13 protein-coding genes, 2 pseudogenes and 1 riboswitch are annotated in these 12,522 nt (G+C 60.7%); of the genes and pseudogenes, 10 read left to right on the forward strand and 5 right to left on the reverse strand.

The features are described 5' to 3' along the window. The first annotated feature begins 164 nt into the window (after window positions 1–164). Window positions 165–428 (forward strand): hypothetical protein, encoded by a 264-nt coding sequence (locus EOB36_RS07430; RefSeq protein WP_095487001.1) that lies wholly within the window; start codon window positions 165–167, stop codon window positions 426–428. Between the two features lie 31 nt (window positions 429–459). Here the strand turns inward: EOB36_RS07430 and EOB36_RS07435 are convergent, their stop codons facing one another. Further along, window positions 460–819 carry a hypothetical protein gene (locus EOB36_RS07435; RefSeq protein ID WP_128284583.1) on the reverse strand — a complete coding sequence of 120 codons (360 nt, stop codon included), beginning with the start codon at window positions 817–819 and terminating at the stop codon, window positions 460–462. Between the two features lie 235 nt (window positions 820–1,054). On the opposite strand from EOB36_RS07435, the pseudogene EOB36_RS07440 reads away from it, so the two are divergent. The 8 genes and pseudogenes from EOB36_RS07440 to EOB36_RS07475 all read left to right on the forward strand — a co-directional run. Beyond that, window positions 1,055–1,312 (forward strand): annotated as a pseudogene (locus EOB36_RS07440) (aspartate 1-decarboxylase); the annotation flags it as partial. Between the two features lie 117 nt (window positions 1,313–1,429). After that, window positions 1,430–1,546: riboswitch (TPP riboswitch) on the forward strand. 103 nt (window positions 1,547–1,649) lie between these two features. After that, window positions 1,650–3,485 carry a phosphomethylpyrimidine synthase ThiC gene (thiC, locus tag EOB36_RS07445; RefSeq protein ID WP_095486997.1) on the forward strand — a complete coding sequence of 612 codons (1,836 nt, stop codon included), beginning with the start codon at window positions 1,650–1,652 and terminating at the stop codon, window positions 3,483–3,485. Beyond that, on the forward strand, window positions 3,482–4,483 hold the full coding sequence (gene thiO / locus EOB36_RS07450; protein WP_095486995.1) for a glycine oxidase ThiO: 1,002 nt from the start codon (window positions 3,482–3,484) through the stop codon (window positions 4,481–4,483). The genes thiC and thiO overlap by 4 nt, the downstream gene beginning before the upstream one ends. Next, window positions 4,452–4,649, forward strand: coding sequence for a sulfur carrier protein ThiS (gene thiS / locus EOB36_RS07455; RefSeq protein WP_095486993.1), 198 nt, complete (start codon window positions 4,452–4,454; stop codon window positions 4,647–4,649). Before thiO ends, thiS begins: the two co-directional genes overlap by 32 nt. Window position 4,650: 1 nt before the next feature. Continuing rightward, window positions 4,651–5,424, forward strand: coding sequence for a thiazole synthase (locus EOB36_RS07460; RefSeq protein WP_095486991.1), 774 nt, complete (start codon window positions 4,651–4,653; stop codon window positions 5,422–5,424). Next, the gene (locus EOB36_RS07465; RefSeq protein WP_095486989.1) at window positions 5,421–6,026 is read left to right on the forward strand and encodes a thiamine phosphate synthase; all 606 of its coding nucleotides are present in this window, start codon (window positions 5,421–5,423) and stop codon (window positions 6,024–6,026) included. Before EOB36_RS07460 ends, EOB36_RS07465 begins: the two co-directional genes overlap by 4 nt. After that, window positions 6,017–6,832, forward strand: coding sequence for a hydroxymethylpyrimidine/phosphomethylpyrimidine kinase (locus tag EOB36_RS07470; protein ID WP_095486987.1), 816 nt, complete (start codon window positions 6,017–6,019; stop codon window positions 6,830–6,832). The genes EOB36_RS07465 and EOB36_RS07470 overlap by 10 nt, the downstream gene beginning before the upstream one ends. A 202-nt stretch (window positions 6,833–7,034) precedes the next feature. Next, window positions 7,035–8,360: pseudogene (locus EOB36_RS07475) on the forward strand (ISNCY family transposase); the annotation flags it as partial. A 611-nt stretch (window positions 8,361–8,971) separates the two neighbouring features. Here EOB36_RS07475 and EOB36_RS07480 read toward each other — a convergent pair. The 4 genes from EOB36_RS07480 to EOB36_RS07490 all read right to left on the reverse strand — a co-directional run bounded on the left by EOB36_RS07480 (window position 8,972) and on the right by EOB36_RS07490 (window position 12,090). Further along, window positions 8,972–9,952, reverse strand: a complete 981-nt coding sequence (locus EOB36_RS07480) for a hypothetical protein (RefSeq protein ID WP_095487029.1) — start codon at window positions 9,950–9,952, stop codon at window positions 8,972–8,974. A gap of 97 nt (window positions 9,953–10,049) precedes the next feature. Beyond that, on the reverse strand, window positions 10,050–10,193 hold the full coding sequence (locus EOB36_RS34310; protein ID WP_158302637.1) for a hypothetical protein: 144 nt from the start codon (window positions 10,191–10,193) through the stop codon (window positions 10,050–10,052). Between the two features lie 73 nt (window positions 10,194–10,266). Beyond that, complete coding sequence (locus EOB36_RS07485) at window positions 10,267–10,665, reverse strand: hypothetical protein (protein ID WP_091600482.1); 399 nt, start codon at window positions 10,663–10,665, stop codon at window positions 10,267–10,269. Window positions 10,666–11,220: 555 nt separating this feature from the next. After that, window positions 11,221–12,090, reverse strand: coding sequence for a hypothetical protein (locus EOB36_RS07490; RefSeq protein WP_095486986.1), 870 nt, complete (start codon window positions 12,088–12,090; stop codon window positions 11,221–11,223). Between the two features lie 125 nt (window positions 12,091–12,215). Between EOB36_RS07490 and EOB36_RS07495 the strand changes: the two genes are divergently transcribed. After that, window positions 12,216–12,491 (forward strand): hypothetical protein, encoded by a 276-nt coding sequence (locus tag EOB36_RS07495; RefSeq protein ID WP_128284584.1) that lies wholly within the window; start codon window positions 12,216–12,218, stop codon window positions 12,489–12,491. The last annotated feature ends 31 nt before the right edge of the window (window positions 12,492–12,522 follow it).

Consider the following 12,522-nt stretch of genomic DNA (forward strand, 5'->3'; position numbering starts at 1 on the left):
TGGCCCAGCCTGCGATCACCAGACCCCACCGACTCTAAAGAGCGTTGGCAGACGGGATAGTCGAGGTTGCCCGGGCACAATCACGCTCAAGGCTTGCGCCGCCCAGAGGACACGCTGAAAAGGCAGCATGGGGGCGCGAGCTCGCCATTCACGAGAGATTCGACATGAAGACCATGCAAGAAAAAGACATTCCCGCATTCGTGCAAGCAGTTGCGGACGCCGGCTGCAACATTTGCGCGATTGGCAACTTGGGATACGTCTTTGGCGATGCTGATTTGACGCCGGCGCAACGGAGGGCCGTCGAGCCACAGCTGCGTAGGATTGCTGAAATCTACGGCGAACGCGATCATCTCATGGACGAGATAGCTGTATATCTGCGGTCGATCGGACGCCATGTCGAGGTTGAGCCGAAGACAGGTGTTTCCTGATGGCCGCGATCGCGTTCCGTAGTCGCCATTTCTATTGGGTAACGAGAAGCCGTCTTCCAACATCTGAATCATAAGGGAGGTGACCCGCAAGGCCGCTCTCGAGACCGCAAGTCTGAGCCGCTGACGCATGGCGATAACCAGACTGTCCGAACTGGGCGGCGATATTCTTCGCGTCGATGCCTTCCTCGACCAGGTCGCGGTAGGCGGCGATCTCATCTACCGCATGCATAGCCAAGCCAGGGAAGTTTTCGGCAGGGGAATTCAGACTGGAGGGCACGGCCGATCCGGCCGCCGACGACCCCGCAGGGATTGCCATGTACGGCAACGCCAACAGCAGGCGGATCAATACTCGGATAATGGCGGCCGGATATGTAGCGATCGATCGCCGCACCAACATATCAATGCAATAGCTTAGTTGCTTTCAAAGGCGGTCGTACGAACTGCAAGCAAGCTAAACGATTGCGTCAACTCGTCCACGCAGAGCGAAAACTCCGCGGCCCATGCGATTTCTCTGCTGGAACAGCGGCACATCCTCAGCGCCAGGACACGGCCGCCGCCGTCGGGTTTTACGAAGCCGGTGATTGCATAAGTTGCCCGCAAGATATCATTGGTATCGGGAACGCCGCCGATGCTGCATCCTGAATCGAGCGGCCGCCCGCACCTGCCAGCCCGACGACCAGATCATTATCTGCAACTCCATTTACCTGGACGAGGTGCAAATCACCTCGCTGAAGCCGCGAATCGTCACCTTGGACCAGGATAACCACATCCGTGACCGCCTGAGCTACTCGGTGGATCTCGACGCACATGGCCGATACAGTTTCTCCATCCTTCACGAAGCGAAAGAGGCTTTGGCCATTCCAGCCCTGGTCTCCGGGGCGTGACTTGTCCCCGATGCATGCGCGAGCTCTCCGCCCGGTTTTGACAGGCCGCCGGTCATCGCCACCGGCCGAAGGCGCCCGAATGCGCTTGACAAGATAGCGTCGGCCCGTCCAACCTGACGCATTCACCAGGGGAGTCCCGGCAAGGGGCTGAGATACTGCTTGCTTTCGCGGCGCAGTGACCCGTTGAACCTGATCCAGTTCATACTGGCGTAGGGACGGTGCAAGCGCTTTGCGGGAGTTTATGCCCGAGGTCCTGTTTCGGCAGGTCGACAGAAGCGTCTTTTCATCCTTCCGGCACAGAACTGGGTCTCCAATGCATGAGCAAAGGAGCCTCACGATGAATGCCCTCACCCCCGCCGTGTCGACGGGACCACTGCCCGCCTCGCGGAAAATCCACAAGCCCGGCCTCCTCCACCCCCAGATCAGGGTGCCGATGCGCGAAATCTCTGTTCATCCGACTGCCGGCGAGCCACCCGTCACCGTCTACGATCCGTCCGGCCCCTATACGGACCCGACTGTCGAAACCAGCATGGAAAGGGGCCTTGCCCGGCTTCGCCACGAATGGATCACGGCTCGCGGCGATGTCGAGGCCTATGACGGCCGCCATGTCCGGCCGGAAGACAATGGATTCGTCACGGGCGAGCGCCTGACGCCGGAATTCCCCATTCGCAACCGGCCTCTCAGGGCCAAGGCCGGCAAGGCGGTGACTCAGCTTGCCTATGCGCGCGCCGGCATCATTACGCCTGAAATGGAGTCCGTGGCTATCCGCGAGAACCTTGGACGCGAGATCGTGCGCGGCAAGCTTGAGCGCGACGGTGAGAGCTTCGGCGCGGCGATCCCGGACTTCGTCACGCCGGAATTCGTGCGCGACGAGGTGGCGCGCGGGCGGGCGATCATTCCCGCCAACATCAATCATCCAGAGAGCGAACCGATGATCATCGGGCGAAATTTCCTGGTCAAGATCAACGCCAACATCGGTAACTCCGCTGTCACATCGTCAATGGCCGAAGAGGTCGAAAAAATGGTCTGGGCGATCCGCTGGGGCGCCGACACGGTGATGGACCTGTCGACCGGCCGCAATATCCGCAACATCCGCGAATGGATCGTGCGCAATTCGCCGGTGCCGATCGGCACGGTGCCGCTCTACCAGGCTCTCGAAAAGGTCAACGGCATTGCCGAGGACCTGACTTGGGAGGTCTACCGCGACACGCTGATCGAGCAGGCCGAACAGGGTGTCGACTATTTCACCATCCACGCCGGCGTGCGGCTGCACTACATCCCGCTGACCGTAGACCGGGTCACGGGCATCGTCTCGCGCGGCGGATCGATCATGGCCAAATGGTGCCTGCACCATCACCGGGAGAGCTTCCTCTACGAGCATTTCGCGGAAATCTGCGACATCTGCCGCGCCTATGATGTGTCCTTTTCACTCGGCGACGGGCTTCGTCCAGGCTCGATCGCCGACGCCAATGACGCAGCGCAATTCGCCGAATTGGAAACGCTCGGCGAGCTGACGCAGGTCGCCTGGGCGAAGGACTGCCAGGTGATGATCGAAGGCCCGGGCCACGTGCCGATGCACAAGATCAAGGAGAACATGGACAAGCAGCTCGCCGTCTGCGGAGAGGCGCCGTTCTATACGCTTGGACCGCTGACGACCGATATCGCGCCTGGCTATGACCACATCACCTCAGGGATCGGCGCCGCCATGATAGGCTGGTTCGGCACCGCAATGCTTTGCTACGTCACGCCGAAGGAGCATCTCGGCCTTCCCGACCGCAACGACGTCAAGGTAGGCGTCATCACCTACAAGATAGCCGCCCATGCGGCCGATCTGGCGAAGGGGCATCCGGCGGCGAAAGTCAGGGACAATGCCCTTTCCCGCGCGCGCTTCGAGTTCCGCTGGGAGGACCAGTTCAACCTGTCGCTCGACCCCGAAACAGCACGCTCCTTCCACGACCAGACCTTGCCCAAGGAAGCGCACAAAGTGGCGCATTTCTGCTCGATGTGCGGGCCGAAATTCTGCTCCATGCGCATCTCCCACGACATCCGTGCCGAGGCCCAGAAAGAGGGCATGGCGGCCATGGCGGCAAAATATCGCGAAGGTGGCGATCTCTACATGCCAGCGGACGAGGCCGGCGTACCGCTCATGCCAGAGGCGCCGGAACCGTCATGAGGGTGCTGGTCAAAGGGGCCGGCGTTGCCGGCCTTGCCGCGGCCTTCGAACTCGCCATCCGAGGCGCGACGGTCACAGTCGCCGAGATCCGGCACGGCATCGGCGGCAATGCATCGTGGTTCGCCGGCGGCATGCTGGCGCCGTGGTGCGAGTGCGAAAGCGCCGAGCAGCCGGTGCTCGATCTCGGACGCGATGCCGCCGACTGGTGGGATGCGGCGACGCCAGGCCAGGTCACACGGGCCGGCACGCTGCTCGTGGCCGCACCGCGCGATGCGGGCGAACTCGACCGGTTCGCCAGCCGCACCTCGGGTCATCGGCGTGTCGATGAGGATGAAATCGTGTTGCTCGAGCCCGACCTCGCCGGCCGCTTCCGCCGCGGACTGCTCTTCCCCGACGAAGCCCATCTCGACCCGCGTCAGGCGATGGCAGCACTTCATGATGGGCTGGCGGCGATGGGCGTCGAGTTCCACTTCGGCGCCGACGCTTCGGCTGGTGCCGGTTTCGATCGCCAGATCGAATGCACGGGAATGGCCGCGGGCGATGGCCGACTGCGCGGCGTTCGCGGCGAGATGCTGATCCTGAATACGCCTGATGTCTCGCTGTCGCGCCCAGTCAGGCTGCTTCATCCGCGCTTTCCGCTCTACGTGGTGCCACGCACCGACCACCGTTTCATGATCGGCGCGACGATGATTGAAAGCCAGTCCGTCGGACCGGTCACGGCGCGATCGATGATGGAGCTGCTGGGTGCCGCCTACGCCCTCCATCCGGCCTTTGGCGAGGCCGAGATCGTTGAAACCGGTGTCGGCGTCCGTCCAGCCTTTCCCGACAACCTGCCGCGCGTAGAAACGAACGGCGAGATCATAGCCATCAACGGGCTCTATCGTCACGGCTTTCTCCTCGCCCCAGCCATGGCGCGCCAGGCTGCCGACCTGGTTTTCAATCAAGACGGAACCAAGGAGCTTGCTCATGAAATTGATGGTCAACGGCGAAGCGCATGAGGTGGCCGCCACCACGCTGGCCGAACTGCTTGCCGCGCTCGACTATGAGGGCGATTGGCTGGCGACGGCCGTCAACAGCGACCTGGTGCACAAAGCCAACCGGGCGGAGTTCCAGTTGAGCGACGGCGACCGGATCGAAATCCTCTCACCCATGCAGGGAGGCTAGCATGTTCGATCTTCTTGGAACGGCGCTTTCCTCGCGGCTGCTTCTCGGCACGGCTCAATATCCTTCGCCGGCCATCCTTGCCGATGCGGTTAGCGCATCGGGCACGTCGGTGGTGACTGTCTCGTTGCGCCGCGAGATGGCGGGCGGCAGGGCCGGCGAAGAATTCTGGTCGCTGATCCGCTCGCTTGGCACGAGGGTCCTTCCCAACACGGCAGGCTGCCACTCCGTCAAGGAAGCGGTCACCACAGCGAAAATGGCGCGCGAAGTGTTCGGGACGAGCTGGATCAAGCTCGAAGTGATCGGCAACCACGACACACTGCAGCCTGACGTGTTCGGCCTGGTCGAAGCCGCCCGCATCCTGTCCGAGGACGGCTTTTCGGTATTTCCCTATACCACCGACGATCTTGTCGTCGCCGAGCGGCTGCTGGAAGCGGGCTGCAAGGTCCTGATGCCGTGGTGCGCACCGATCGGTTCCGCCCTGGGACCGGTCAACATTCCGGCGCTGCGCTCGATGCGCGCACAATTCCCAGGCGTCCCGCTGATTGTGGATGCAGGGCTCGGACGGCCGTCGCACGCGGCGACCGTCATGGAACTCGGCTTTGACGCCGTGCTCCTGAACACGGCGGTCGCCAAGGCGGCCGATCCGGTCGGCATGGCGCGTGCTTTCGGCAAGGCGGTCGAAGCCGGCCGCGAAGCCTTTTGCTCGGGAATGCTCGAACCGCGCGAGGTCGCGATGCCGTCAACGCCGACGATCGGCAGGGCGGTTTTTTCATGAAGCTCGATCCCTTCTATCTGATCGTCGATAGTGCAGCCTGGATCGAGCGGCTGGTGCCGCTCGGCGTCAAGCTGGTGCAGCTTCGCATCAAGACCATGGACGAAACCGGGCTGCGCGCGGAGATCCGCAAGTCGAAGGCCTTGTGTGTCCAATACAAAAGCCAGCTCATCGTCAACGATCATTGGCGTCTGGCAATCGAGGAGGGCTGCGATTTCGTGCATCTCGGCCAGGAGGATCTGCAAACCGCCGACCTCTCGAGGATACGGTCAGCCGGTGTCAGGCTCGGGTTGAGCACGCATGATCATGTCGAGCTGGAAACGGCCATGTTTGCTGAGCCCGACTATGTCGCGCTCGGTCCGATCTATCCCACCGTCTTGAAGAAGATGAAGTGGGCGCCACAAGGGCTAGAGCGGATCAGCGAGTGGAACCGGCGAGTGACGCCGATCCCATTGGTCGCCATCGGCGGCCTCAACCCCGACCGCCTCGACGGCGTCTTTGAGGCCGGAGCCAACAGCGCGGCAGTGGTCACCGATATCACGTTGAGCTCCGACCCCGAAGCGCGCACGCGAGAATGGATCAAAAAGACGGACCGATGGCGATGAGACGAGAACCGCATGTGCTTGTCGTTGGCGGATCAGATTCCAGCGGGGGTGCTGGAATAGCACGCGACATCGAGACGATCTCTGCCATTGGCGTGCGCACCTGTCTCGCCGTCACAGCGCTAACGGTGCAAACGCACGACGCCGTGATCGAAATCCATCATTCGCCGCCTAGCCTGGTGGCCAATCAGATGTGCGCCGCGCTGCAGGCCAACGACGTGGCCACAATCAAGATCGGCATGCTGGCGACTGCCAAGATCATTGTTGCCGTTGCCGCAGTGCTGCGCAAATTTCCGCATGTCCCCGCAGTACTCGACCCTTTGCTGGCCTCCACCTCAGGCCGCGCACTTCTGGAAGCAGGCGCTATCGCTGCCATGAAGCGCGATCTGATGCCGCTTTGCTGCATTGTCACGCCCAACCTCCCTGAACTGGCGCTCCTTATTGGTTCCGAACTGGCATCGGATGAGGACGGAGCGCTCCAACAAGGAAAAAGACTGCTGGCCGCCGGCGCTCAAGCCCTGCTGATCAAAGGTGGGCATGCGTCGGGACCTCAATCGACCGATATTCTGTTGCGTTTCGATCAACCACCAACCCGCTTCGACACACCGCGCATTGCCGCATCAATGCGCGGAACAGGTTGCATGCTGGCCAGCGCGATTGCGGCGCATCTGGCGAAGGCGAAGCCGCTCGAAGACAGTGTGCGCGACGGCAAGCTGTTTGTGTTCGAGAAGCTTCAGAAATGCCGGCTGAATAACCACAACGTTCTGCGTCCAGCCAAGCAGACCCATTTTCCAGAATTTTTCCCGTAGCGAGACTAGAGAAGGGGCTACTGCTTCTCTATGCCATCCTTACAACGCGTTGAGTTCCACACTGCCATTTATGCGACTTTCTGATGTAGCAGCTAAGTTAAAATGTCCGGATCTGGCAAAGTAGGAATGTCGCCCCTGCATTTGCCTTGCCAATCTCCTCGCCTTCGAGCGCACAGGAGATTGCAGGTTGGGACTGGTTCTGATGAGCGAACGCGAGCTGCAGCGGATCGAGGTTCTCTCGAGGGTTAACGAGCGAAGGATGACCAGTGCCACAGCTGCGGGTTTGCTTGGCGTCTCGGCCAGGCAAGTCCAGCGGCTGATGAAGACGTTTCTGTCTGAAGGCGCGCCGGCCCTTCGCCACAAGGCGCGTGGCCGTCCCTCCAACAACCGCATTCTTGATGGCGTTCGCGACTTTGCGCTGGAGCTTATCCGTGAACATTACATCGACTTCGGTCCAACGCTGGCGCGCGAGAAGCTGCTTGAGCGGCACCAGCTTGCGGTAAGCAAGGAGACCTTGCGCAAATGGATGACGGAGGCGGGCATCTGGACGTTGCGGCGGGAGCGCAAGCGGAGGCTGCATCAGCCGCGCGGCCGGCGCGACTGTCTTGGCGAGATGGTGCAGATCGACGGCTCGCATCACTGGTGGTTCGAGGAGCGCGGGCCCAAATGCGCCCTGCTCGTCTTCATCGACGACGCGACCGGCCGGCTGTTACATTTGCGCTTTGCCGGCTCGGAGAACACGTTCGACTACTTTCATGCAGCGAAGGCCTATCTCCAGGCATGGGGCAAGCCGCTGGCATTCTACAGTGACAAGCACGGCATCTTCCGGACGACGCATGGTTCCAAGTTGGATCGCGGCAGCGGCCTGACGCAATTCGGCCGGGCGCTCTACGAGCTCAACATCGACATCATTTGCGCCAACTCCCCACATGCGAAGGGCCGCGTCGAGCGCGCCAACCAGACGCTGCAGGACCGGCTTGTGAAGGAGCTGCGCCTGCGCGGCATCAGCACGATCGAGGCGGCCAATGTCTTTGCGACTGCGTTCATGGCGGACTTCAACGTGCGCTTTGCCAAGGAACCCCGCAACCCGAAGGACATGCACCGTCCCCTCGCCGCTCATGACAACCTGGACGGCGCCCTGTGCCGCAAGGAGGTCCGTACGCTGACCGACGCCCTGACGCTGCGCTATGACAAGGTGATGTTCATTCTCCACCCGACCGACACCGCGAAGAAGCTCGCCCGCAAGAAGGTGGTCGTCTGCGACTATCCCGATGGCCGTCTCGAGATCATTCATGAGGGCGTTGCCCTGTCCTACAAAGCCTTCGATGAGCTGCGCTCTGTCCATCGTTCGGCAATCGTCGAGAACAAGCGGCTGGACGCCGTTCTGGAGATGGTTGCCGAGATGCAGGTTGGCCGCGACTTGCAACGCAGCAAGCGCGGGCCACGCCGCACCGGTCAGACCGACCATATGTTCGGCATCCCTGACGGCGCTGAGAGCAACGGCTATGTGAGAAGTGGTCGCAAGCCCGGCAGGCCGCCTGGTTCCGCCCGGCGAGAGCAAGCGCCCGCTGACGCCCCCGTCCCGGAAGTCGGGCGCGCATCCGTCGACCTCGATCTGCGGCTGACGGAGAGTGACAGGAATCGTATCGCCGACGTCGTCACGATGCTGAGCGAATACAGGGTCCCGCCGCGGTCGACCTCGGCCAACGAAGCTCGTCCGTAGCGGCAGCTCTCAAAGCTAAAGCCGAGGAGCTTGGCTGAGCCGCACCCGATCGGGCTGCGCAACCCCGACCAGCTTACGCCCGATCGGATACTCACGTCGGCGCCAAGAAGCGCGTCACTGTCGCGCTTCAAATTGCTGCGACCTGCCCTGCGAATTGCCCCTTTGCGACATTTCTACTTTGCTGGCGGCGCGACATTCGAACTTGGTTGCAACATCGAGGCACAAACCATGAACGCTGTGCCGCGTGGTTATTGAGTTCCAATCGCTATTTAGTCTGCTTGCATGTTCCGAAATGACCGCGTTGGGCCCGCAAGCTGACAGGCGGCTTTGCGGACCACTGGGTAGAAAGGAGTCATCCGCCACGACGTTGCGCACAGCCCGGATCACTACCCTCCTGATATGATCGGCTCGGCGCCCTAAAAGGGAATGTCGTTGGATTCCCGAGTTGCCTGCCCTCGAACGGCTGCCGCAGGGAGTGGGATATTGGTCACGACAAAGAGATTCAGGATATCCTCGCGGTCCATGAACAGGACCTGGGCACGCTTACTTTGATCTAACTTGCCGCCGAGCCAGTTACGAGCCTGCTTCGTGATCTCGCCGCCGGCAACGATGAACGCGTGATCTACGAGCACGCGACGATTTAACTCTGGATCAAAGATCTCGTGGCCGAGCATCATGACGACCTGATTGTGAATTTCGGCGACGTTCGCGTTGCCGGTCTTAGTCATGCCCGATGAATCGATCTTCCCCTTCTTTGCCTGGATGCCAAAGTAGATGACATGCATGGTGGGGAGCGTGTGCCGCATCCAGATGTCCTTGCCGTATTCGAGCTGCTTGTCCGAGTGGCCCGCCGCGGTGATGCGGTGGAAGCCAAGTTGACGGAACATGGGCAAGAGAACGTCCTCGATTAGTTCGTCTTCGGTGCACGCGTCGAGATAGGTCGCGAGCTGCTCCCGCCGCCTGACCTCCTCAGGCGCCAGGGGCCTGTGAGGGTTCGAAGCCTCTGACACCTTTTTCGTTGCAATGTGCCGGAACTGGAGCGTGCCCCCATCGTCGAAGTACGCCTCGTAGCCTTCTTTCTTCAGAGGGATGTTGAGGATTTCTAATGCCTTTGATCGGTCGAGGTCATCGTCGACAGCTTCCGACCTATCCATGAGTATGCGGAACACATGGACGAAACGGGGAGGAAGCGCGTGGGGCTGGGGCGATGGTTCAGACAGGAGTTCTGTCAGGCGGTCCGTGGCCCACGCCCAGCGGGTGGAGCCATCGTGAACGAACGGCAGATCGCAGTCTTCGAAGAATTCGGTGATGTATTTGCTTGAACGGTACGGGAAGTGGGCAGCATCGCCAACGACGCACTCGGCCAGCGAACGAACATTCCGAGACTTGAACTGCATATAGGTGCAACTCCAACGCATGATGCGTATCTTATAGCGAGTTTAGGTCTATATGGAACTCAAACGCACCTCAGGTCTGCAGATCACCACGTCGTAGTCAGCGCGTGCGCATTTTCGAGAAGTCGGCACCGACGACTAGCAGGTTCTCATGTTCCATCTTGGCCCCTCCGGCATCATCCTTATTGATACCGTTTGGCACCATGACTTCGAACCTGACCGACGTCACAAGGTCATCGCTCACACTCGACACCCACGCTCAACCGGAATCGTCAATATGCAGCAACATTTCTGCATCGACATCAGCTGATACGTCATCAGCAATAGTCATCGATCGAGTCGCCAAGGTCCTCTCCAGCTAGTTCGCAGAAGTGCTTCAGAGCGCCCTTGAGACTGAAGAAGGTGAATTCGCTTCGGTGATGGAAAAGGCCATCATGGATTGAAATGTGGGCCACTGCCCAATTCTTTATGGCGTCGCCGGCAAAATGAGTGAGTACGATCAGGTCATCGTCCTTGAGATTCCGGTCGACGACGAGGCTCGTGGAGAGCTGGTTGCGCGCGAAGATACTTCCGAAAGAGAGGCGCGATTCATAAAGAAGAAGGGCGTCGTCGGTGAATTCGTCCGGGCACGCCGGAAATTCGGTTGGAACCTTCCAGCGGACCTGGACCGCAAGAGGGGTCAGAGATGGGTAGAGTGTTTCTGCCTGGTTAAGCATTCTTCAATCCTCGCGGCGTGAGTGCCTCAATGATCAGCCTTGCCGAGAAACGACACTTGGTAAAGACTTGCGACCGCAAAGATCGGGTGGCCGTGTCACTAAATGCATATAGCCCTAGCGACTGCTATACCTGATTGAGTGTTGCGCGCCCGCCACGCTCGGACTGAGCGATTTGACGGCGATGCTTGCACCGTCAACAACGTGATTCGAGACAGCATGAGACATGGCTGCATGAGTGGCCCAAGGGTCACCGCCTAACCCGTAACATCCTGAAATCCGTTGCGGCCTGCTTGGTGGCGAAGCCGTACGTCCACCACCCTTGCCATCGACATCCAGACGGATCCCCTGGATCGGCAGCTTTCAGGAAATGGCTTGGGCAATTCGAGCGGCTGGAATGAGGCGCAAAGCCGCCGTTCACCTCTCCTTCGAGTCAGCGCTCCGACCGGCCAAAATCGTCGAGGCCTCCAACAAGGTGAAATGGGTATTTCACACTGACGCGCAACCCGGGTGATGAAGGTATGCCAAAACCCACCGAGCCTGATTGGCGATCCAGCGTTAGCCGTCTCGACCTGAACTCGCGGCAACGTTTGCCGACGACTGATCCAATGCCAACCGCAATCGCTCCATTTCCGGGCGACTGTGTTCACGGGCGGCAAGAATCTGGGCTCTTGTCTGCTTGAGTTGCTCAAGACCGAGAACCAAGGCGCCCTGCAGCCGCTTGCGGTCGCCGAGAATATCCTGGTCAATCTGCGCGATATCGCGTGGATCGATCGCGCGTGAGGGATCGAAGACAAAGCGGGCTTCGACGGACCTTCGCCAATTTAACAACTTCTGCGCGGTTTTGGGTTCGAATCCGGACACGCTGTAGAGCTTGTTCCTCTCGACATCGAGCGCTGTTTCGACGCCATACGACTCCAGGACCTGTTTCTTTCCCGGTCCGATGCTCTCGATCTTTGCCGATGAGATTTCAAAGTTGTCCAGGAACCGGTGCAGTTGCGCCTGACGGCGGTTGCGCTCGAGCTCCGAGATCCTGGCTACCCGTTTGGAAGGTAAGATGTCCCATTCGCGCCTGAGCCCGGCGAGCACCGTTTTTTGCCTGTCGAAGGCATCCGGCCCGGCTCTCTGCATCCACGTGGTTTGCGCGTTTTTCCACTGGGTGGCGGCCTCGCCGGCGATGCGCCGGTATTCCGCAGCCTCACTGTCCCTGTTCAAGAAACCTCTCAACCCCAGAAAAACCCCCAAGGCAATGCCCAGCACCCAGATCTGCGCCATCATCAAGCCAGCGACGCCGACTACTGCGGCCGCTACTCCTGCCCGGAAGTTGGTGCGGCGCGCGTGCCCCTTGAGCTTCAAGGCGTTGGGATCTGGTGTCACATTCTTCTCGGGGACGGTCGGCACCGGCCCGGGATGCGGGATGGCGTCCACCTGCGCTGGAATCCGGCGATATCGAAAAGCGTCGCCCCGCTGGCGGGAACAACGGTTGAGAACAGCGGGACGCCAGTGGCGCCTTCCATTTTGCACCAAGGGCACGGCGATGAGCCAAGTGACCAGTGGCTGGAATTGGCGGAGCACTGCTTGAGGTTCGCTTCAAGTTCGGCCAAGGCAGCCACCCAGTCCCGGGCCACGGGCCTGCCAGCCGACGTTCCCTTTTGCGAGAAGGCATCCTCAAACATTTTTGCAAGTCCTGGGCCGACGGTGGAACGCGCCCCGAAACCCGAAGCTTCTTGCAGGCCGAGAAGGAACTGGACGGCAAGGGCTGGCTTTCCGCAGCGTTGCGGGCGCCGGTCAAAGTAGAAAGCGAAAGTATGGCAATCGCCGCCGAGTAAGCACGGTTCGCATTCAAGGTCAGGGCAGCGA

This window comes from Mesorhizobium sp. M6A.T.Cr.TU.017.01.1.1 (assembly GCF_004023115.1).
In the GTDB taxonomy this organism is placed as follows: domain Bacteria; phylum Pseudomonadota; class Alphaproteobacteria; order Rhizobiales; family Rhizobiaceae; genus Mesorhizobium; species Mesorhizobium mediterraneum.

What these genes read in the sequence shown, in the direction of transcription:
- EOB36_RS07430 (WP_095487001.1), top strand. Translation starts at nt 165, where the DNA reads ATGAAGACCATGCAAGAAAAAGACATTCCCGCATTCGTGCAAGCAGTT.
- thiC (WP_095486997.1), top strand. Translation starts at nt 1,650, where the DNA reads ATGAATGCCCTCACCCCCGCCGTGTCGACGGGACCACTGCCCGCCTCG.
- thiO (WP_095486995.1), top strand. Translation starts at nt 3,482, where the DNA reads ATGAGGGTGCTGGTCAAAGGGGCCGGCGTTGCCGGCCTTGCCGCGGCC.
- thiS (WP_095486993.1), top strand. Translation starts at nt 4,452, where the DNA reads ATGAAATTGATGGTCAACGGCGAAGCGCATGAGGTGGCCGCCACCACG.
- EOB36_RS07460 (WP_095486991.1), top strand. Translation starts at nt 4,651, where the DNA reads ATGTTCGATCTTCTTGGAACGGCGCTTTCCTCGCGGCTGCTTCTCGGC.
- EOB36_RS07465 (WP_095486989.1), top strand. Translation starts at nt 5,421, where the DNA reads ATGAAGCTCGATCCCTTCTATCTGATCGTCGATAGTGCAGCCTGGATC.
- EOB36_RS07470 (WP_095486987.1), top strand. Translation starts at nt 6,017, where the DNA reads ATGGCGATGAGACGAGAACCGCATGTGCTTGTCGTTGGCGGATCAGAT.
- EOB36_RS07480 (WP_095487029.1), bottom strand. Translation starts at nt 9,952, where the DNA reads ATGCAGTTCAAGTCTCGGAATGTTCGTTCGCTGGCCGAGTGCGTCGTT.
- EOB36_RS07485 (WP_091600482.1), bottom strand. Translation starts at nt 10,665, where the DNA reads ATGCTTAACCAGGCAGAAACACTCTACCCATCTCTGACCCCTCTTGCG.